This is a genomic window from Streptococcus mitis (assembly GCF_946188685.1).
GTDB lineage: Bacteria > Bacillota > Bacilli > Lactobacillales > Streptococcaceae > Streptococcus > Streptococcus mitis_CC.
This window is the reverse complement of the sequence record NZ_CAMHWH010000004.1, coordinates 1-19,867: the sequence shown is the minus strand read 5'-3', so window position 1 is coordinate 19,867 and position 19,867 is coordinate 1. Positions and strand designations below refer to the sequence as shown.

Genomic DNA, 19,867 nt, shown 5'->3' with positions numbered 1-19,867 from the left:
TTCAAAAAAACTTCTCTAAAACTCAATATATCAATATTTTCAGATGTAATCTTTTTAATTATTTTATGATAAATAGTTGATTTTTAGATGAAAACGGTTTATACTTAAAAAGTCTTAAAGTTTTCTTAAACGAAAACTAAAACAAAAAAGGAGGAATGACAATAATGAGTATCGGAATCATTATTGCGAGCCACGGCGAATTTGCTGCGGGTATTCATCAGTCAGGATCTATGATCTTTGGTGAACAAGAAAAGGTTCAAGTTGTAACCTTTATGCCAAATGAAGGTCCTGATGATCTATACGCTAAGTTTAATAACGCTGTTGCTGCATTTGACGCAGAAGATGAGGTTCTAGTTTTGGCTGACCTTTGGAGTGGATCTCCATTTAACCAAGCTAGTCGCGTGATGGGAGAAAATCCTGAGCGTAAGTTTGCCATCATCACAGGACTTAACTTACCGATGTTAATTCAAGCCTACACAGAGCGCCTCATGGACGCTGCTGCAGGTGTAGAAAAAGTCGCTGCTAATATCATTAAAGAAGCCAAAGATGGCATCAAAGCTCTTCCAGAAGAGCTAAACCCAGTTGAGGAAGTAGCAAGCGCTGCAGCTGCTCCAGTTGCCCAAGCTGCTATACCAGAAGGAACTGTTATCGGAGATGGAAAACTCAAGATTAACCTTGCCCGTCTAGACACTCGTCTACTTCACGGTCAGGTTGCAACTGCTTGGACTCCAGATTCAAAAGCAGACCGTATTATCGTTGCTTCAGATAACGTTGCCAACGACGATCTTCGTAAAGAATTGATTAAACAAGCAGCTCCAAATAATGTCAGAGCCAATGTGGTTCCAATTCAAAAATTGATTGAGGTTTCAAAAGACCCACGCTTTGGAGAAACACATGCCCTTATCTTGTTTGAAACACCTCAAGATGCCCTTCGTGCAATCGAAGGTGGCGTGCCAATCAAGACCCTTAACGTAGGATCAATGGCTCACTCAACAGGTAAAACAATGGTCAACAACGTTTTGTCTATGGACAAAGATGACGTTGCTACATTTGAAAAAATGCGTGACCTTGGTGTTGAATTTGATGTACGTAAAGTACCAAACGACACCAAAAAAGATTTGTTTGACTTGATCAACAAAGCAAACGTGCAATAATCGATTTTATGAAAGGATTTTAAAGATGTCTATTATTTCTATGGTTTTAGTAGTCGTTGTAGCCTTCCTAGCAGGTCTTGAAGGTATCCTCGACCAGTTCCAATTCCATCAACCAATCGTAGCTTGTACCCTTATCGGTCTTGTTACTGGTAACCTTGAAGCAGGGATCATCCTTGGTGGTTCTCTTCAAATGATCGCCCTTGGTTGGGCTAACATCGGAGCTGCCGTAGCTCCTGACGCTGCTCTTGCTTCTGTTGCTGCTGCCATTATCATGGTTCTTGGTGGCGACTTTACTAAGACAGGTATCGGTGTTGCCCAAGCAGTTGCTATCCCTCTTGCAGTTGCTGGTCTATTCTTGACTATGATTGTCCGTACACTCTCTGTCGGATTGGTTCACACTGCTGATGCTTCTGCTAAAAAAGGTGACTTCAAAGCAGTTGAACGTGCTCACTTTGTCGCACTTCTTCTTCAAGGTCTTCGTATTGCAGTCCCTGCAGCACTCCTTCTAATGGTACCAACTGAAACCGTACAAAGCATTCTAAATGCTATGCCTGATTGGCTTAAAGATGGTATGGCTATCGGTGGTGGTATGGTCGTTGCCGTTGGTTACGCTATGGTTATCAACATGATGGCAACTCGTGAAGTATGGCCATTCTTCGCTATCGGTTTCGTGCTTGCTGCCGTGTCAGATATTACTCTAATCGGATTTGGTGCTATCGGTGTTGCTATCGCTCTTATCTACCTTCACCTTTCTAAAACTGGTGGAAATGGTGGCGGAGGAGCCGCAACTTCTAACGACCCAATCGGCGATATCCTAGAAGACTACTAAGATAAGAAAGGACTGAAAACATCATGACTGAAAAACTTCAATTAACTAAATCAGATCGTAAAAAAGTTTGGTGGCGTTCAACTTTCTTACAAGGTTCTTGGAACTATGAACGTATGCAAAACTTGGGTTGGGCTTACTCATTAATTCCAGCTCTTAAAAAACTCTACACTAAAAAAGAAGATCAAATCGCTGCTCTTGAACGCCATCTTGAGTTCTTCAACACTCACCCATACGTAGCCGCTCCAATCATGGGGGTTACTCTTGCACTTGAAGAAGAACGTGCTAACGGTGTTGAAATTGATGACGCTGCTATCCAAGGGGTTAAAATCGGTATGATGGGACCTCTTGCTGGTATCGGTGACCCAGTATTCTGGTTTACAGTACGCCCAATCCTTGGATCACTCGGTGCTTCACTTGCCCTTACTGGTAATATCTTAGGTCCAATCCTCTTCTTCGTTCTTTGGAACTTGATTCGTATGTCATTCTTGTGGTATACACAAGAGATTGGATACAAGGCTGGATCAGAAATCACTAAAGATATGTCTGGCGGTATCCTTCAAGACATCACTAAAGGAGCTTCTATCCTTGGTATGTTCATTCTTGCTGTCCTTGTTCAACGTTGGGTAAATATTAAATTTGCTTTCGATGTTGCCAAAGTTCAACTAGATGAAAAGGCTTATATCCATTGGGATAAATTGCCAGAAGGATCTAAAGGTATCCAAGAAGCATTCGCACAAGTAGGACAAGGATTGTCTCAAACACCTGAAAAAGTTACTACTTTCCAACAAAACTTGGATATGTTGATCCCTGGACTATCAGGACTACTCCTTACTCTCCTTTGCATGTACTTGCTTAAGAAAAAAGTATCTCCAATCACTATTATCCTTGCACTCTTCGCAGTGGGTATTGTGGCACATGTTCTTCACATCATGTAATCAAGCAACTTAAAAGGAATCAGGTTCTAAAATCTGATTCCTTTTTTCTATACTTTTATTCGGCCAAGGCACCCATTGGATCCCATGGTGCGAGTACAATTGGTTCTGATTCATAGGCAGCTTGTTCTTCTGCTGTCAGCAATTCCTTACGGACAACGATTTGGTAAGTGTATTCGTCCATCCAAGCGTCTGAGGCAACAAAGTACCCATCGGTACCAACCTTGTCTCCCCATGAGTTTTCAACCTTCCACTTGGTTGACTTCCCATTTTCATCCAAATCAACACCTGTCAAGACCATGGCGTGGGTCATCAAACTTTCGCTGTAATCCAAACGTCCAGCCTTGTCTTGAGTGAGTTTAATGTCCATGCTTGATTCAAAGTCATAAACATCTGTCGCAAGGATTCCAGCCTTACGGTTGCTGAGCTGGCCGACATCAGAACCAAACCAAACAGTCTCACCTGCTTGCATTTGAGCAATTGCCAACTCTTTCAAGCGCTCCATCGGCACGTTGATGTAACGAACCGCACGGCTACCAACCACATTTCCTAACATCTCAACTGTGTAAGATTTTCCGTAAGGCTTGTCAGCAGTTGGGGCATTGATAACAGAAACATAGTCCTCTAGAGGAAGATTGACATATTTCTTGTAAAACTCTTGTGGTGTGATGCCCTTTTCGCTTTGGTAGTTGTTATCCTTATCGCGATAAGCAAAGTCAAATTTACGTGGTGGAAGGCCTAGGGACATAGCAAGGAAATTAAAGATTTCTTGCAAGAGGTCTTCTTTCTTATCTTGAACAGTCGCGTGGTCTGCGCCAGAAGCGAGCAAGTCACGCAAGATTTGAGCATCTTGGCGAAGCAATTTGTTAAGGACTGCATTTAGCTCACGACTGCTACTAGATGAAACAGACTCAGGGTAAACTGACTTAGGCACGACACCGTATTTCTCAAAGAGAGAAACGACCATATCCCACTGACCACCGTCTTGTTGTGGTGTTTGAAGTAGGAATTTAACCTTACGGCTCGTCAATTCTTGGTCTGCAGTCGCAATGACTTGCTCCAAGAACCAGTTTGATTTCTCATACTTATCCCAGAAGAAAGTATGAGCCTGTGACAACTCAAAATTCTCCAGTTTGTATTGAGAGATAAGCTTATGGCGGAAGGTGTTAAGAGCTGCAAACATCCAGCAACGACCAGACGCTTTCTGGTTTGTTACCTTGTCCTTGGTTAAATCCAATGAGAAAACAGGTGTGTTGTCTACATGGCTTTGACGACGTTCTAGAGCTGCAAAAATTCCATTATGGCTAGCAGCATTTTCAATCGCTTGGTATTTGACATTTGCTTCATAGTTGGCAAATAATTTATCAGTAAATGATTCTTGAATCGCGTTCATAGATTCCTCCTTTTATTCTACAGTCTATTATAACTCTTTTCACAAAGGAAGCAACTGAAAAACATAAAAGGCAAGGATATTCTTCCTCACCTTTTCGAATATAAATCAAATTAAGCAATATTCGCAAGGAGAGCTTCTAACTCTTCCTTGGTCAAGCGACGCCATTCCCCTCGTTCTAAGTTCTCATCCAATACTAGCGTTCCCATAGTCAAACGTTGCAAGTCTACTACTTCCTTGCCACAGTAGCCCACCATACGCTTAACCTGATGAAACTTCCCTTCTGCAATGGTCACACGGATTTGACTTTGATTCTTTTCTGTCTCTATGGACACAAGCTCCAGTTTAGCAGGCTGACAAGTAAAGTCTTTAAGAGGAATTCCCTTGGCAAATGTCTCTACGTCTTCTTGGGTCATAATTCCCTTAACCTGTGCCAGATAGGTCTTATCCACATGACGCTTAGGTGAAAGAAGAGCATGGGCCAGCTGGCCATCATTTGTCAAGAGTAGGAGACCATGCGTATCGATATCCAAGCGTCCTACTGGGAAAACTTCCTTGCTCCGAGCAATATCATCCAGCAAGTCCAGAACGGTTCTGTGCTTGGGATCCTCAGTCGCTGAAATAACTCCTTGGGGCTTATTCATCATGTAGTAGACAAACTCTTCATACTCCAACACTTGCCCATCAAAGCGAATCTCATCTATTTTTTCATCAATCTGCAATTTAGCTGATTTTTCTTTTTTACCATTTACAGTCACGCGCCCAGCCTTGAGCATGTTTTTGACCTCAGTCCGACTCCCCACAGCGCAGGCAACTAAAAATTTATCTAATCTCATAGAACTATTATATCACACTCAAAAGGAGGCTGGTACAATGACCAACCTCCTTTTCATTTCCGATTTAGGAAATTAACTTCCTCGTCTCCAAAAAATAGCTAAAACAATCATGGAACCTAGTACTGCCGGAATAATGGCAGTTCCTGCTATTATCGGTCCCCAAGTCCCAAAAAGCAAGTGCCCTATAAAGGCACCAATCCAGCCTAGAAACATTTTCCCAAAACATCCCATGCGCTCTCCACGATTGGTTAGAGTACCTGCTAAAAATCCCACTAGGAGACCAACGAACATACTTCCTAACATATTATCTCCTTAATTTGCCCAATCTCCGTTACGGAAGAGTGGTACACGTGTCCCATCCTCACGGATACCATCGATATCCATTTGGTTAGAACCAATCATAAAGTCTACGTGAACATCTGAACGGTTAAGCCCCGCAGCTTCAAGCTCCCCTTCGCTCATCTCCGCTCCACCAACTACGCTAGTCGCATAGGCTGCACCGATAGCCAAGTGATTTGACGCATTCTCATCGAAAAGGGTGTTAAAGAAGGTAATGCCTGACTGAGAAATTGGGCTTGGATCTGGTACCAAGGCACATTCACCTAAGGCACGCGCACCCGCATTTTCAAAGACAAGGTCTTTCATGACCTGATCACCCTTCTCAGCAGTGATATCTACGATTTGTCCATCCTTAAAGGTCACCTTAATACCTTCAATAATGTTTCCGTTATAACTAAGCGGTTTTGTAGAAGTGACATAACCATCTGCGCGACGGAAGTCAGGCGCTGTGAAGACTTCCTCTGTCGGCATATTTGGCAAGAATCCTTCGCCCTGTGCATTAATAGCCCCAGCTGATTCCCAAACATGGTTCTTTGGCAAACCAAGTGTCAAATCTGTCCCTGGCGCTGTGTAGTGAAGTGCTGAAAATTGCTCTTTATTAAGCATATCGGCCTTGCTCTTGAGGATAGCTGCATGCTCTTCCCAAGCCTTAACAGGATCTTCTTCGTAGACACGGCAAGTTTTGAAAATTTGGTCCCAAAGGAGATCGACTGCTTCTTCGTCGCTCGCAGCATTTGGAAAGACTTTCTTAGCCCACTCAAGTCCAGCAGCGGCCGCTACAGTCCAGCTAACCTTGTTGGATTGAGTTGCGATGCGCATTGGCTTCATAGCAAGTCCCATAGCTTTAGCAGAAGCTGAAAGCTTATCAGCATCCACTCCGTTCAAGGCACCTGGATCAGATGAGCGAACTCCAAGACGGCTAGCCTTGTTTTCCAAGAGATAGTTCATCTCAGCAATCTTGTATTCTGGCACATTGTCCAGACGCTCCATCGGAGCATGGAGGAATTTCTCACGGTTAATGACATCATCTGTCCACTGAACGATCACCTCATGCGCACCCAAGACATAAGCTTCTTTGACGATTAAGTGAGCCAACTCACGTTGCTCCACATCGATAGAGAGAGCCAAAGTGTGACCAGGTTGCACATTAATTCCGTTCGCAACCAATAATTTCGCATATTTTTCTAGATTTTCTTTAAAATTTGGTAAAACCATTCTATTCTTCCTTTTCTTTTTGTTTATTTTTCTTTCAAAGCAGAAAATAATCCTGCTAAAGCAATGACACCAGACAAGAGTGCTGTTGATAGAAGAATTGTTTGATCAGCAAGTTCTAATTGATATTCAAATACCTTCTCAGCCGGCTTATCTTCCGCGAATATTCTTAGTTTCATGAGAACCCCCTTAAAATTTATTAAAACAAATCACTATGACTGCCTGTCCTCAGCAAATTTAAAAGCAATTCTTCCTTGTCTACTTTATAAACCAAAAGCCAATCTGGCTGGATATGGCATTCACGAACTCATTGAAAATACTTGGACGCTGTCAATTGATAATCACGATATCTGGCAGAAAGCTCTTTTTCTTGAACAAGAAAATTTAAAACTTCCTCTAATAATTCTGCCCTCAAACCACGCTTCATAGCCAACTTAAAATCTTTTTTAAACTGTTTATGATAACGAATCTTAAGCACGCAAATCCTCCATCAAGTCAGAGACTGATTCAAAGGATTGGCTCATATTACGATTTTGGTCTAAATCCGTTAATACCTCAAGCAACTTCCGATTCTCGTCTAGTCTAACATCGAAAGGTAAACCCTGATATTGAATAGCTTGACGAAGGAAAATATTGATGGCAGTCGTCATATCCATCCCCAGATTATTAAACACCTGTTGGGCCTGCTCCTTAACCTCACTATCCAGACGGATGCTCATACTCGTCTTTGACATACTCTCACCCTCTTTCTATAGACTATTTTAACAAAAAAGAAGGCCAATGTAAATCTATTGGATATACATTAGCCACTTTTAATAGATTATTAAGCAATTTTTTAAAACAACTCATCAAACAAACTCAACTGATTATCCTCTGGCATATTTCCAAGAATACCCATCTCATCCATCTTTTCAACCAAAGTTGATGAGAGCCCACCACGCTTGCGTAGTTCTGTTTTAGAGAGGAATTCTCCCTCTTCACGCGCTCGCACTAGCTGCTTGGCAACGTTCTCTCCTAGACCATCCATTGCTACAAATGGCGGAATGAGGGTATCCCCATCGATAAGGAACTCTGTCGCCTGACTACGATAGAGATCGAGTTTGCCAAACTTGAAACCACGTTCCCACATTTCATTGACAATCTCAAGAGTTGTATAAAGATCAATTTCCACATTAGAGGCTTCATTGTTCTTCCGTTTTTCAGAGATTTCTTCCATTCTACGCTTAATGGCATCCAAGCCCGCACCCATGGTCTTGATATCAAAAGCCTTAGCACGTATTGAGAAGTAAGCACAGTAATAATAAATGGGATGGTGAACCTTGAAGTAGGCCACACGCAAGGCCATCATAACGTAGGCTGCCGCATGGGCTTTAGGGAACATGTACTTAATTTTCCCACAGGACTCGATATACCACTCTGGCACCTTATTAGCCTTCATGGCTTCGATGTAGCCATTGCGTTCCTCTTCGGAAATCTTGAGCCACAAGCCCTTACGTACCCGTTCCATGATAGTAAAGGCCATCTTAGGTTCGAGACCAGCATGCATGAGGTAAACCATGATGTCGTCCCGACAACCGATAACGGTCGACAGGTCCGCAATTCCTTGCTTGATTAAATCCTGGGCATTGCCCAGCCAAACGTCGGTACCGTGGGACAACCCTGACAACTGAAGCAACTCCGCAAAAGTTGTCGGATGGGTTTCATCGACCATGCCTCGGACAAAGTTGGTTCCAAACTCTGGAATCCCCAGCATGCCCGTAGGCGTCCCGATTTGCTCAGGTGTTACCCCTAACACATCAGTCCCAGAAAAGAGGGCCATCACGCCTTCGTCATCCATAGGGATTTCATTAGGATCAATCCCAGACAAGTCCTGCAATTTTCGAATCATAGTCGGATCATCATGTCCCAGTACATCGAGTTTGAGGACATTCTCGTCGATATCATGGAAGTTAAAGTGAGTGGTCTGCCATTCAGCCGTCACGTCATCCGCTGGATACTGGACAGGCGTAAAGTCGTAGACATCCATGTAGTTAGGAATAACAACGATTCCCCCTGGGTGTTGTCCTGTCGTTCGTTTGACACCAGCCGCACCTTGAGCAAGACGTTCCACCTCTGCATCACGATAAAACTTGCCATAATCTCTCTCATAGCCCTTGACAAATCCATAAGCGGTCTTGGCAGCCACCGTACCAACCGTTCCTGCACGGAAGGCATATTCCTCACCAAAGATATCACGCACATCCAAGTGGGCGCTAGGTTGGTCTTCTCCCGAGAAGTTCAAGTCAATATCGGGAACCTTATCCCCATCAAAACCAAGGAAGGTCTCGAAAGGAATATCCTGCCCATTTTTGCTGAGTTTGTGACCACAGTTTGGACAGTCCTTATTGGGCATATCAAAACCTGAACCGTACGAACCATCGGTGATAAACTCACTATACTGACACTGACCACAGACATAGTGAGGAGAGAGAGGATTGACCTCAGTAATCCCAATCATGGTCGCAACGAAACTAGATCCGACAGACCCACGAGAACCAACCAAGTAACCCCGTTCATTGGAACGTTGCACCAGCATCTGGGAAGCCAGATAAATCACAGCAAATCCATTCCCCAGAATGGAAGTTAATTCTTTTTCAATCCGCAAATCAACGATATCTGGCAGCGGATTTCCATAAATCTCAAAAGCTTTCTTGTAGGTCAGCTCAGCGACCGTTTCTTCAGCCTTATCGATAAAAGGTGTGTACAAATCACCCTTAACAACCTCAACGGGTTCAAAGGTTTCTGCCAAGGCATTGGTGTTTTCAATAACCAATTTGCGTGCCAGTTCCTCTCCCAAGAAGGCAAATTCATCCAACATCTCATTAGTCGTTCTAAAATGAGCCTTTGGAAGTGGTGCTGGTTGGGCATGTTCTCCATGACCGATAGTTCGGTTAATCATAGCCCCCTGGCCCAAACTACGGACGATAATTTCGCGGTAAATCTCTTCTTCTGGTTCGATATAGTGGACATTCCCCGTAGCCAAAACGGGCTTGCCAAGGCGGTCTCCAACCTCTATTAAACTCTTGATAATAGTCTGGAGTTCCTCCATATCCTTAACCTGTTCCTTAGCAATCAAGGGAGCATAGATAGCTGGTGGCATAACCTCGATAAAGTCATAATACTTAGCCACCTCAACCGCCGCATCCACACCTTGGGAAACGACTGCATCAAAAACTTCACCTTCTGCACAGGCTGATCCTAAAATCAAGCCCTCCCGATGGGCATCTAGAACTGTTCTCGGAATTCGTGGCACCCCTTCAAAGTACTTGGTATTAGACAATGAAACCAGCTTAAAGATATTTTTTAGACCTATCTGATTCTTGACATAAATGGTCGCATGCTTGATCCTAGCTTTTTTATAAGAATCTGGACTAATCAAATCAATGTTGAGTCTAGCTAGATCGGTCACTCCATGTTTTTCTGCTACTTCTTTTATAAAAATAAATAGCAGGCGACCTGTAGCTTCCGCATCGTAGTTAGCCATGTGGTGATGTTCTAAGGCCACACCAAAACGCTTGGTCAAAGGCCCCAAACCATGACGTTTATACTCAGGATAGAGATTTCTAGCAAACTCCAGTGTATCAATGACTGGCTGACTAATCCTTGGCAGACCATGACGCTCATAGTTGGCATTCATAAAGCCAACGTCAAAGGTCGCATTATGGGCAACTAAGACTGTATCCTTGCAGAATTCTTGGAATTCTTGCAACACTTGTTCCAGTGGTTTGGCATTTTTGACATGGTCATCTGTAATTCCAGTCAACTCAGTAGTAAAAGCTGACAAGGGATGCCCAGGATTGATAAATTCATCAAATTCAGCAATGACATTCCCCTTGTACATCTTAGAGGCAGCAACCTGAATCAAGTCATTATAGATGGCTGAAAGACCTGTCGTTTCCACGTCAAAGACCACATAGGTTGCTTCGGACAAGTCCATCTCCACTTCATTATAGACGATAGGGACACGGTCCTCCACGATATTGGCTTCCATACCATAGATCAGCTGGATTCCCGCTTTCTTAGCCGCCTTATAGCCGTGTGGGAAGGACTGAACATTTCCATGGTCCGTGATGGCAACCGCCTTGTGTCCCCACTTAGCAGCTGTCGCAACGATCTCTTCTACCTCGGGTAGTGCATCCATGGTCGACATGTTAGTATGAGCATGAAACTCAACCCGCCGTTCTCCTTCTGGCATTAAATCCTTCCGCTCATAGTGAACAACTTCCTGTACATCTTGCACATTCATAGTCAAATCGCGTGTGAAGTTATTCATCTCCACATTCCCACGAACTCGGAGCCAAGAATTTTTCTTGATTAGGTCAAACTTCTGAGCCTCTTCCTCATTCTTAACCCACTTTTGCATCGAAAAACTGGAAGTGTAATCCGTCATTTTAAAGTTGATCAAAACACGCCCTGTTCTGGTCACTTTTTGCTCCACATCAAAAACAACCCCTTCAAAGACCAGACGATTTTCCTCCGTCCTCACTTCGATCATAGGAGTAATCTCCGCCTTATCTAGCTTGGGTTTGGCTGCAGCTTTTTTCGCTTGAAAATCAAAGACTGGTTTCTCTTCCGCTGGAGGAGGTGCCATCTGTTCCAGTTGTTCCATCGCACGGAGCGCTTCCTCATTGGCCGCTTGAACAATCTGATCATTTTCAGCATGAAAGGCCTCTTCCTGCTCTTGGGTCAGCACATCATTTTTCTCTACTTGACAATTAAAAGTTGGAAAACCAAACTTTTCAAGTTGTTTGGCTAAATTAGGAAGATGATTCTTCTTAAAATGTTCCTTATCGATCGCCTCAGAGCCTTCAATAAAGAGTTGATTGCCCTCCGCACGAACTCGCAAATTCTGATAAAGGGACTTAAAACCTTGACTAGCACATGGCCCCTCAGAAAAAGCCTCTCTATAGTAGGACTGCAAGAGTTGATTTGAAAATTCTTGAGACAGAACCTTGATTTCGAAAACAGCTTTATTGCCTGTCTTAGAAAATTCCTCACTCAGCCCTTTCTTTAATTCTAAAAAGATTTCAATCGGTAAAATATTAGAAAATACGAAATGAAACTCCCATACCTTACTAATTTTATGAACCACAACTCGCTCAATATCAGCCTGTGATAAAGCAGGAGTCTGTCTCATTTCAGCAGGCATCCCCAGTTGATTCATCAAAATTTCAAAACTATTTGACATTCAATTTCCTCACATTATTCTCTTACTATTTTACCATATTTAGAGGTATTTTCTAAAGACAAAAGGAAGCCACTAAGTGACTTCCTTCTAGAGTGAGGACTGATTAGTCTTCACCTTTGTTTTTCTTAATGATTTCTTCTTGTACTGACTTAGGTACATCTTCGTAGTGGTCAAATACCATCATGAATGTACCACGTCCTTGAGATGCAGAACGAAGAACTGTTGCGTAACCGAACATTTCAGCAAGTGGAACGTAAGCACGAACGATTTGGCTGTTGCCGTGTGCTTCCATACCATCTACACGTCCACGACGAGCAGTTACGTGACCCATAACATCACCAAGGTTTTCTTCTGGAACAGTGATTGTTACAAGCATCATTGGCTCAAGGATAGCTGGTTGTGCTGATTTAGCAGCTTCTTTAAGGGCAAGTGAAGCCGCGATCTTGAAGGCAGTTTCAGATGAGTCGACATCGTGGTATGAACCATCGTAAAGTTTAGCTTTAACGTCAACCATTGGGTAACCTGCAAGAACACCGTTAGCCATAGATTCTACCAAACCTTTTTCAACCGCTGGGATAAATTCACGAGGAACCACACCACCGACGATTGCGTTTTCGAATTCGAATCCTTTACCTTCTTCGTTTGGAGTAAATTCAATCCATACATCACCGAATTGACCTTTACCACCAGACTGACGTTTGAAGAATCCACGTGCTTGAGTAGAAGCGCGGAATGTTTCACGGTAAGATACTTGAGGAGCACCTACGTTCGCTTCAACTTTGAACTCACGACGCATACGGTCAACAAGGACGTCAAGGTGAAGCTCACCCATACCAGAGATAACTGTTTCACCAGTTTCAACGTTTGTTTCAACGCGGAATGTTGGATCTTCTTCAGCCAATTTTTGAAGGGCAATACCCATCTTGTCTTGGTCAGCTTTAGATTTTGGTTCAACCATCAATTGGATAACTGGTTCTGGAACGTTGATTGACTCAAGGATGATTTTAGCTTTTTCATCTGTCAATGAGTCACCAGTTGTAGTATCTTTCAAACCAACGGCAGCAGCGATATCACCTGAGTAAACAGTGTCGATTTCTTGACGGCTGTTAGCGTGCATTTGAAGGATACGTCCGATACGCTCACGTTTACCTTTAGAAGTGTTCAATACGTATGAACCTGATTGAAGAACACCTGAGTATACACGGAAGAATGTCAAACGACCTACGAATGGGTCTGTCATGATCTTGAAGGCAAGAGCTGCAAATGGCTCTTCATCAGATGCTGGACGAGTTTCTTCTTCATCTGTATCTGGGTTGATACCTTTGATCGCTGGGATGTCAAGTGGGCTTGGAAGGTAGTCAATAACCGCATCAAGCATCAATTGAACACCTTTGTTCTTGAAGGCAGAACCACACAATACTGGGAAGAATTCAACGTTGATAGTTGCTTTACGGATACCAGCTTTCAATTCTTCGTTAGTGATTTCTTCACCTTCGAGGTATTTCATCATCAATTCTTCGTCAGTTTCAGCAACTGCTTCGATCAATTTTTCACGGTATTCTTGAGCTTGGTCAAGGTATTCAGCTGGGATGTCTTCTTCAAGGATATCTGTACCAAGGTCGTTAGTATAGATTTCAGCTTTCATCTTGATCAAGTCGATGATACCACGGAAGTCATCTTCAGAACCGATTGGCAATTGGATTGGGTGTGCATTTGCTTGAAGACGATCATGAAGTGTGCTTACAGAGTAAAGGAAGTCAGCACCGATTTTGTCCATTTTGTTGGCAAATACGATACGTGGAACTCCATACTCAGTTGCTTGACGCCAAACTGTTTCAGTTTGAGGCTCAACACCTGATTGTGAGTCAAGAACGGTAACCGCACCATCCAATACACGAAGAGAACGTTGTACTTCGATTGTGAAGTCCACGTGTCCTGGTGTGTCGATGATGTTTACGCGGTGGTTGTTCCATTGAGCTGTTGTCGCAGCAGATGTGATAGTGATACCACGCTCTTGCTCTTGCTCCATCCAGTCCATTTGTGACGCACCTTCGTGAGTTTCACCGATTTTGTGGATTTTACCAGTGTAGTAAAGAATACGCTCAGTAGTTGTTGTTTTACCAGCATCGACGTGAGCCATGATACCGATATTACGAGTTTTTTCAAGTGAAAATTCGCGTGCCATGAGGTTTGTTTCTCCTATTTATTTTTGATTTCTATTCTATTATAACATGATTTTAATAAAAACGGATAGGCAGGACCTACCCGTTCTCAATGTTTTCATGCTATTGTTGGTTTCAACTTGTAGATTTACAAATTGAATTGAACTCGGGCTAAAGTTAATTAGCCGATTTGAGCCGGAACGGGATGCTGTGTGAAAAAGATAAACTTCCTTGTATTCGTCGAATACTGCGTCAGTTTCCTATTTTCACCTTGCATCCTTACCGTTCCTAGCATCATGATTTTACCAACGGAAGTGTGCGAATGCACGGTTAGCTTCAGCCATACGGTGAGTGTCTTCACGTTTCTTAACTGCTGCACCAGTGTTGTTAGCAGCATCCAAGATTTCTTTTGCAAGACGATCTTGCATTGTGTGTTCACCACGAAGACGAGCGATTGTTACCAACCAACGAAGTCCAAGTGTTGTACGACGTTCTGGACGAACTTCAACTGGGACTTGGTAGTTAGAACCACCAACACGACGTGCACGTACTTCAAGTACAGGCATGATGTTTTCCATAGCTGTTTCAAATACTTCAAGTGCATCGTTTCCAGTAGCTTCTTTGATTTGCTCAAAGGCACCGTAAACGATTGAAGCAGCTGTACCACGTTTACCATCAAGCATAACGCGGTTGATAAGACGAGTAACTAGTTGTGAATTGTAAAGCGGATCTGGCAATACGTCACGTTTTGGAGCTCTATTTTTACGACTCATTTCTCTTTATCCCCTTTCCTTATGCTTTTGGACGTTTAGTACCGTATTTAGAACGGCCTTGTTTACGATCGTTAACACCTGCAGTATCAAGTGCACCACGGACGATATGGTAACGTACCCCTGGAAGGTCTTTTACACGTCCACCACGAAGAAGCACCACGCTGTGCTCTTGCAAGTTGTGTCCGATACCTGGGATGTAGGCAGTAACTTCGATAAGGTTGCTCAAACGTACACGAGCGAATTTACGAAGGGCTGAGTTAGGTTTTTTAGGTGTCATTGTTCCAACACGAGTTGCAACACCACGTTTTTGTGGTGAAGAAACGTTTGTTTGAACTTTTTTATGACTGTTGTAACCAACGTTCAAAGCTGGTGATTTAGATTTTTCTACTTTTGATTTACGCGGTTTGCGAACCAATTGGTTAATTGTAGGCATCTACATTCTCCTGTGTTTTTTTATTTTTGGTGATGATACACTTGGTGACAGCTATCATCTGTGTGTACTTTTGCAACATTTGTCAGCACGTCCCTGTACACTCTTGAGAGACCAAAAGTAAAAAGTACCGTCTATTATTGTAACAAAATTTTCCCTTGGTTGTCAAGATATTTTTCTTTTTTATTGTTAATTTTAGCTCTTTTGTAGTGCTCCCTAAAAAAGAAAAAGGAGGAATCCCACCCTCCTAAAATTAATATTGTTCCATTCAATCTCATCAATTTTAGACATAATGTTCAAAAAATATTATATCATCACAACCAACCAGATTCTTTCGCAATATTAGCTGCCTCTGTTCGATTGCCTGCATGTAATTTAGAAAGAATATTGGTGACATAGTTTCGGACTGTTCCGTTGGATAGATAAAGTTTGTCTGCAATTTCTTGGTTAGATAAGCCCTGAGCAATTCCCTTTAAAACTGCGATTTCTTGTTCTGTTAATGGATTGGGATGCGTCATCACCACTTCCATCAATTCAGGCGAATACTCCTTGCGTCCCTCTAGGACGGTGTGCAAGGTTTGCATTAGCTCTGCAATGTTTCTTTCTTTTAATACATAAGCATCTACTCCAGCCTTGACCGCACGTTCAAAATACCCAGGACGTTTGAAGGTCGTCACCACAACCACCTTTGTTTCAAGCTTTTCTGCTCGTATCCACTCCAAAACTTCAAGACCTGTCTTAACAGGCATTTCTACGTCAAGGATGGCGATATCTACAGACTCCTTTTCTAATAGTTGGATTGCTTCTTGCCCATTCTTGGCTTGAAGGACAGACTCCACATCCGGTTGAAGCGTGAGCAATTGACACATAGCATCTCGCAACATACTTTGATCTTCTGCGACTAACACTTTCATCTACTTTCTCTCCTTATAAGGTAGTCGAACCTGCACTTCTGTCGGTTGTTTCTGACTAATTACCTTTACTTCTCCCGAAAATGGAAGAACACGATCTCGAACTGTATGGAGGTCATCCCCCTTTATAGAAGTAAAGCCACAGCCATCATCTCTCACTGTTAGAATGAGTTCTTTCTCTGTCCGTTCTAATTTCAAGTAGACTTTAGACGCTTTAGCATGTTTGATGATATTGGTCACTAATTCAAGCAAAATCATGGAAGCCGTTGACTCCAATTCCTGAGTAAGGCTAGCTGTATCTAGTTGATTAGCTATTTCCACCTCAATTCCAGCAATTTCTAACATCTTTTTCACAGTCTCTAGTTCGGATGTCAAAGTTCTAGACTTAAGATTTTCCACAATGGTTCGCACTTCACGCATTGATTCTTTGCTAATTTGCTGTATTTCTCTTAATTCCTTTTCCACCTGTGGGTAAGCCTCCATCTGAAATAACTGCAAGGCTAAATCTGTCTTGACACTCAGCATAGCAAAGGTATGTCCCAAGCTATCATGCAAATCTTGACCGATACGACTGCGTTCATTTTCAGCAAGCAAGAGATTTATCTGGGCATTTTGCTTAGCCTGAGCTTCTTTCAAATCCTCCACAATACGAATCCGAACCAAGCCAAAAGTCATCAAATCGACAAAAGCAAGAATTACAAGTAGATAGAATAGAAACTCAACTTCGATTCTCTGAAAAATCAAAAGTTGGCCCACAACAAGGACTTGAGCAAGAAGAAAAGTCCAGACATGTAAAGACTTTAAACTACGTACGCCAAAATGATAACTTAAGAGGTTAGAAAGGAAAAAGAAGAACCAGATATAATTAACAGCAACAAAGGCAGTATTCCCAACTACATAAGTCAGCATGAGACCCCAATATAGCCAAGATAGGCGCTGGCTCTTAGTTGTTAAAACACCCAAATACGCCACTACAAATAGAATATCAACCAATAAATGCCAGACAGGAAGCCACCCAGTCACTACAGGTAGGATGGGGAAAATCATAAAAATCAAACTTGCCCAAAACATATAGTGTATGCTTTTTAGTCTTTCAAACATTAAGTATTCTCCTTATGACCTTGAAGGTAAATGGTCAAACCAAACAAAACTGCTGAAAAAACAAGTAGATAAACTGTGGCTGATAGATTGATGCCACCCTCGTTTAAGAAAGCCTTGAGCAACTCCATCAACTGATAAGTTGGTAGGCACTTCCCGATTGCTTGCATCCAGTCTGGAAATAAAGAGATGGGCATCCAGAGTCCGCCTAAAACAGCCAAGCCTAGATAGAGAAGATTACCCACGACAGACATCAGCTGACTAGAAGGCAAGAGTGTCAAGGTTAATCCAAGCGCTACAAAGGCAACACTTCCTACTATCAGCAAAAGTGCAGCCCCAATCCAGCTTCCTAGAGACATATCCACACCTCTGACCAAGTGCCCAACTGAGAAAACAACCAGGATTGAGACCAAATAATCAACCATCATACTTGTTATCTTTGATAGACAATATTCTACCATATTTACTGGAGTATGGCGTAATGTTTTCTGCCAATTGTTGATTTTATCGGTATGTAAAACAGCTGGGAATGAAAACATAGCTGTCGACATCATGGAAAAGGCTGTCATGGAGATGAGGTAATCACGCATAAAATTCGCGGGCCCACCTGGTGTGTCCTGGTACATGCCAGAAAAAAATAAATAGAAGGCTGTCGGCATCCCTACGGATAACAGATAATAGACTAATTGTCGTTTGGTCAATAGAAATTCTATCTTGTTTAGTGCGATCCATCGTTTCATCTTAGTCATCTCCCTTTTGTGTTTCTTCAAAGATTGTATCCAGCAAGCTACGATTATTGACTTCAATTTCTTGAATCCTACATCCTGCCTGAACTAATAGTTCCCAGAAAGCGTCCGCTTCGCGTGTGACTACTTGTAGAGCATCTTGTTTTTGTGACCAGTTTTCAACCAAGTTAGACTGCTCAATGACTTCCTTGTATGCTAGAGGAAGGATAAAATGCTTTTCAATTCCCTCACTACGCATGGCTAGAGGCGTCGTATCACGAATCAACTCTCCCTTATTCAAGACCAAAATCCGGTCCGCTGTATGCTCTACCTCTTCGATATAATGGGAGGAATAGAGAATGGTAACTCCCTTAGCTTTTAGTTCCTGAACAATTTCCCAAAAGCGTTGACGAGTTGAAGTATCCATGGCAGCAGTTGGTTCATCTAAAAAGACAAGCTTTGGTCGCCCAATCAAGGTCAAGACAAAAGAGAAGAGACGCTTTTGCCCGCCTGACAATTTTTCTGCGAATTGCTCTTTCTGATGCTGGTCAAACTGCAATAGTTGATCGATTTCCTGGTTGCTCAAGGGATTTGGATAAATACTTTGAAAGAAAGCAATCAACTCTTTGACCTTTAATTTCTGAACGATGACATTTTCTTGAGGGAGATAGGATCTTGTGTAGTCTAACTGAGAACTCGTCACTGGCAAGCCTTGGATGGATACTTGATCGCTTGTGACCCGTTTATCTCCAAGCAAACAGTCCAAGAGTGTGGTCTTCCCAGCACCATTGGGCCCAATCAAGGCGACGCATTCACCTTCAGCTATCTCAAAGGAAATATCCTTCAAAATAGCCTTGCCCTTGATGTTTTTATTTAGGCTTTCTACCTTAATCATGTTCATGATATTCTCCTTTCAACCACTCCTTTCCCATAGGAAAGGCGATAAAAATCATAAATCCCAGTCCCCAGGCACCGCGAATGGCTTGGTGAAGGAAGGCTTGATCAAACCAACCTGTAAACATTTCTACCAACCATACCACTAGTGATAGTCCAATAAAAAGATAGAGAAACGCTTTTTTCATTTTTCAAACTCCTTTTTCACATCTGAGACTAATTTCAAACCTTCTCGGATAAGCCAGGACATCATTCCAAATCCTGCAAATAGCTCCCAAGGAAAATGATAGAAATCTTCATCCAATCCTGAGAACATGAGATAAGTCATGACTCCTGCTGCTACTAAACTCATTGCGACAATTACTTTATGTTTCATTTTTTCTTCCTCCACTTGATACATCTAGTATAATTCTTTGAATCTACTGCCACTAGAAGCTTCTGTCATGAGGAGATATGACAAATGTCATAAAAGATTCTGTTTAAAAGAATCAAGAAACATTACACAACAAGACACAGAGTAGAAAAGAATCTATAGTACCTCCGTCAAAGTGATATCAAATTTAGACTATAACGTAAACTAATACGCATTTAAAATCAAAAGAGCGGAAATTTTTATCGCACAAAACACATATATTATGGGTAGAACAAAAAACTCTTCAATTACTTTCTTAAAAGTTTGTAAGAATTATACAATCTGTTAAATTTTAATTTATGTACCTAAACTACAGTATTCATTGAACAAATCAGGAAACAAAAAAGTATACGCAATCAAAATGAATTACTGAAATTAAAAAAAGAGAGAAGTAAACTAATTCTCTCTTAATATATATAATATCTAGTTAAAACAAAAAAGATACGCTTACGTATCTCTGTAATGAATCGGGAAGACAGGATTCGAACCTGCGACACCTTGGTCCCAAACCAAGTACTCTACCAAGCTGAGCTACTTCCCGAG

The 19,867-nt window shown here is 42.2% G+C and carries 19 protein-coding genes, 1 tRNA gene and 1 pseudogene; 3 read left to right on the top strand and 18 right to left on the bottom strand.

What is annotated here, in order from left to right:
• Nucleotides 1-164 precede the first annotated feature (164 nt).
• Genes N8N51_RS04610 through N8N51_RS04600 form a run of 3 tightly spaced genes read left to right on the top strand, consistent with a single transcriptional unit; the run spans nucleotide 165 to nucleotide 2,918 of the window.
• Nucleotides 165-1,154, top strand: a complete 990-nt coding sequence (locus N8N51_RS04610) for a PTS sugar transporter subunit IIB (RefSeq protein WP_261009307.1) — start codon at nucleotides 165-167, stop codon at nucleotides 1,152-1,154.
• A 25-nt stretch (nucleotides 1,155-1,179) separates the two neighbouring features.
• Complete coding sequence (locus N8N51_RS04605) at nucleotides 1,180-1,983, top strand: PTS mannose/fructose/sorbose transporter subunit IIC (protein WP_000022716.1); 804 nt, start codon at nucleotides 1,180-1,182, stop codon at nucleotides 1,981-1,983.
• 23 nt (nucleotides 1,984-2,006) lie between these two features.
• Nucleotides 2,007-2,918, top strand: a complete 912-nt coding sequence (locus tag N8N51_RS04600; RefSeq protein WP_000136864.1) for a PTS system mannose/fructose/sorbose family transporter subunit IID — start codon at nucleotides 2,007-2,009, stop codon at nucleotides 2,916-2,918.
• A gap of 55 nt (nucleotides 2,919-2,973) precedes the next feature.
• Here N8N51_RS04600 and pepC read toward each other — a convergent pair whose 3' ends face one another.
• The 18 genes and pseudogenes from pepC to N8N51_RS04510 all read right to left on the bottom strand — a co-directional run bounded on the left by pepC (nucleotide 2,974) and on the right by N8N51_RS04510 (nucleotide 19,865).
• The gene (gene pepC, locus N8N51_RS04595; RefSeq protein ID WP_261103671.1) at nucleotides 2,974-4,308 is read right to left on the bottom strand and encodes an aminopeptidase C; all 1,335 of its coding nucleotides are present in this window, start codon (nucleotides 4,306-4,308) and stop codon (nucleotides 2,974-2,976) included.
• Nucleotides 4,309-4,418: 110 nt separating this feature from the next.
• Nucleotides 4,419-5,141: a pseudouridine synthase gene (locus tag N8N51_RS04590; protein ID WP_261103670.1), complete on the bottom strand. Its 723-nt coding sequence runs from the start codon at nucleotides 5,139-5,141 to the stop codon at nucleotides 4,419-4,421.
• 72 nt (nucleotides 5,142-5,213) lie between these two features.
• On the bottom strand, nucleotides 5,214-5,444 hold the full coding sequence (locus tag N8N51_RS04585) for a GlsB/YeaQ/YmgE family stress response membrane protein (RefSeq protein ID WP_000901572.1): 231 nt from the start codon (nucleotides 5,442-5,444) through the stop codon (nucleotides 5,214-5,216).
• Nucleotides 5,445-5,453: 9 nt separating this feature from the next.
• Nucleotides 5,454-6,695: an aminopeptidase gene (locus N8N51_RS04580; RefSeq protein WP_261034196.1), complete on the bottom strand. Its 1,242-nt coding sequence runs from the start codon at nucleotides 6,693-6,695 to the stop codon at nucleotides 5,454-5,456.
• A gap of 23 nt (nucleotides 6,696-6,718) precedes the next feature.
• Nucleotides 6,719-6,871, bottom strand: a complete 153-nt coding sequence (locus N8N51_RS04575; RefSeq protein ID WP_261034193.1) for a hypothetical protein — start codon at nucleotides 6,869-6,871, stop codon at nucleotides 6,719-6,721.
• 20 nt (nucleotides 6,872-6,891) lie between these two features.
• Nucleotides 6,892-7,170 (bottom strand): annotated as a pseudogene (locus N8N51_RS04570) (type II toxin-antitoxin system RelE/ParE family toxin).
• Nucleotides 7,163-7,426, bottom strand: coding sequence for a type II toxin-antitoxin system RelB/DinJ family antitoxin (locus N8N51_RS04565; protein WP_000047859.1), 264 nt, complete (start codon nucleotides 7,424-7,426; stop codon nucleotides 7,163-7,165). The pseudogene N8N51_RS04570 and the gene N8N51_RS04565 overlap by 8 nt, the downstream one beginning before the upstream one ends.
• 101 nt (nucleotides 7,427-7,527) lie before the next feature.
• Complete coding sequence (locus tag N8N51_RS04560; RefSeq protein WP_261011332.1) at nucleotides 7,528-11,919, bottom strand: PolC-type DNA polymerase III; 4,392 nt, start codon at nucleotides 11,917-11,919, stop codon at nucleotides 7,528-7,530.
• Nucleotides 11,920-12,022: 103 nt separating this feature from the next.
• Nucleotides 12,023-14,104 carry an elongation factor G gene (fusA, locus tag N8N51_RS04555; RefSeq protein WP_000090348.1) on the bottom strand — a complete coding sequence of 694 codons (2,082 nt, stop codon included), beginning with the start codon at nucleotides 14,102-14,104 and terminating at the stop codon, nucleotides 12,023-12,025.
• A 279-nt stretch (nucleotides 14,105-14,383) separates the two neighbouring features.
• The gene (rpsG, locus tag N8N51_RS04550) at nucleotides 14,384-14,854 is read right to left on the bottom strand and encodes a 30S ribosomal protein S7 (protein WP_000087873.1); all 471 of its coding nucleotides are present in this window, start codon (nucleotides 14,852-14,854) and stop codon (nucleotides 14,384-14,386) included.
• A 19-nt stretch (nucleotides 14,855-14,873) separates the two neighbouring features.
• Nucleotides 14,874-15,287, bottom strand: coding sequence for a 30S ribosomal protein S12 (gene rpsL / locus N8N51_RS04545; protein WP_001142332.1), 414 nt, complete (start codon nucleotides 15,285-15,287; stop codon nucleotides 14,874-14,876).
• 311 nt (nucleotides 15,288-15,598) lie between these two features.
• Nucleotides 15,599-16,198: a response regulator transcription factor gene (locus tag N8N51_RS04540; RefSeq protein ID WP_125454662.1), complete on the bottom strand. Its 600-nt coding sequence runs from the start codon at nucleotides 16,196-16,198 to the stop codon at nucleotides 15,599-15,601.
• Complete coding sequence (locus N8N51_RS04535) at nucleotides 16,199-17,296, bottom strand: sensor histidine kinase (protein WP_247953458.1); 1,098 nt, start codon at nucleotides 17,294-17,296, stop codon at nucleotides 16,199-16,201.
• Nucleotides 17,296-18,033, bottom strand: a complete 738-nt coding sequence (locus N8N51_RS04530) for an ABC transporter permease (protein ID WP_261067117.1) — start codon at nucleotides 18,031-18,033, stop codon at nucleotides 17,296-17,298. The genes N8N51_RS04535 and N8N51_RS04530 overlap by 1 nt, the downstream gene beginning before the upstream one ends.
• Nucleotide 18,034: 1 nt before the next feature.
• Nucleotides 18,035-18,919: an ABC transporter ATP-binding protein gene (locus tag N8N51_RS04525; RefSeq protein ID WP_045612719.1), complete on the bottom strand. Its 885-nt coding sequence runs from the start codon at nucleotides 18,917-18,919 to the stop codon at nucleotides 18,035-18,037.
• Nucleotides 18,906-19,100 (bottom strand): hypothetical protein, encoded by a 195-nt coding sequence (locus tag N8N51_RS04520; protein WP_045612718.1) that lies wholly within the window; start codon nucleotides 19,098-19,100, stop codon nucleotides 18,906-18,908. Before N8N51_RS04520 ends, N8N51_RS04525 begins: the two co-directional genes overlap by 14 nt.
• The gene (locus tag N8N51_RS04515; RefSeq protein WP_012972435.1) at nucleotides 19,097-19,288 is read right to left on the bottom strand and encodes a hypothetical protein; all 192 of its coding nucleotides are present in this window, start codon (nucleotides 19,286-19,288) and stop codon (nucleotides 19,097-19,099) included. Before N8N51_RS04515 ends, N8N51_RS04520 begins: the two co-directional genes overlap by 4 nt.
• A 503-nt stretch (nucleotides 19,289-19,791) precedes the next feature.
• Nucleotides 19,792-19,865, bottom strand: a tRNA-Pro gene (locus N8N51_RS04510).
• Between the last annotated feature and the right edge of the window lie 2 nt (nucleotides 19,866-19,867).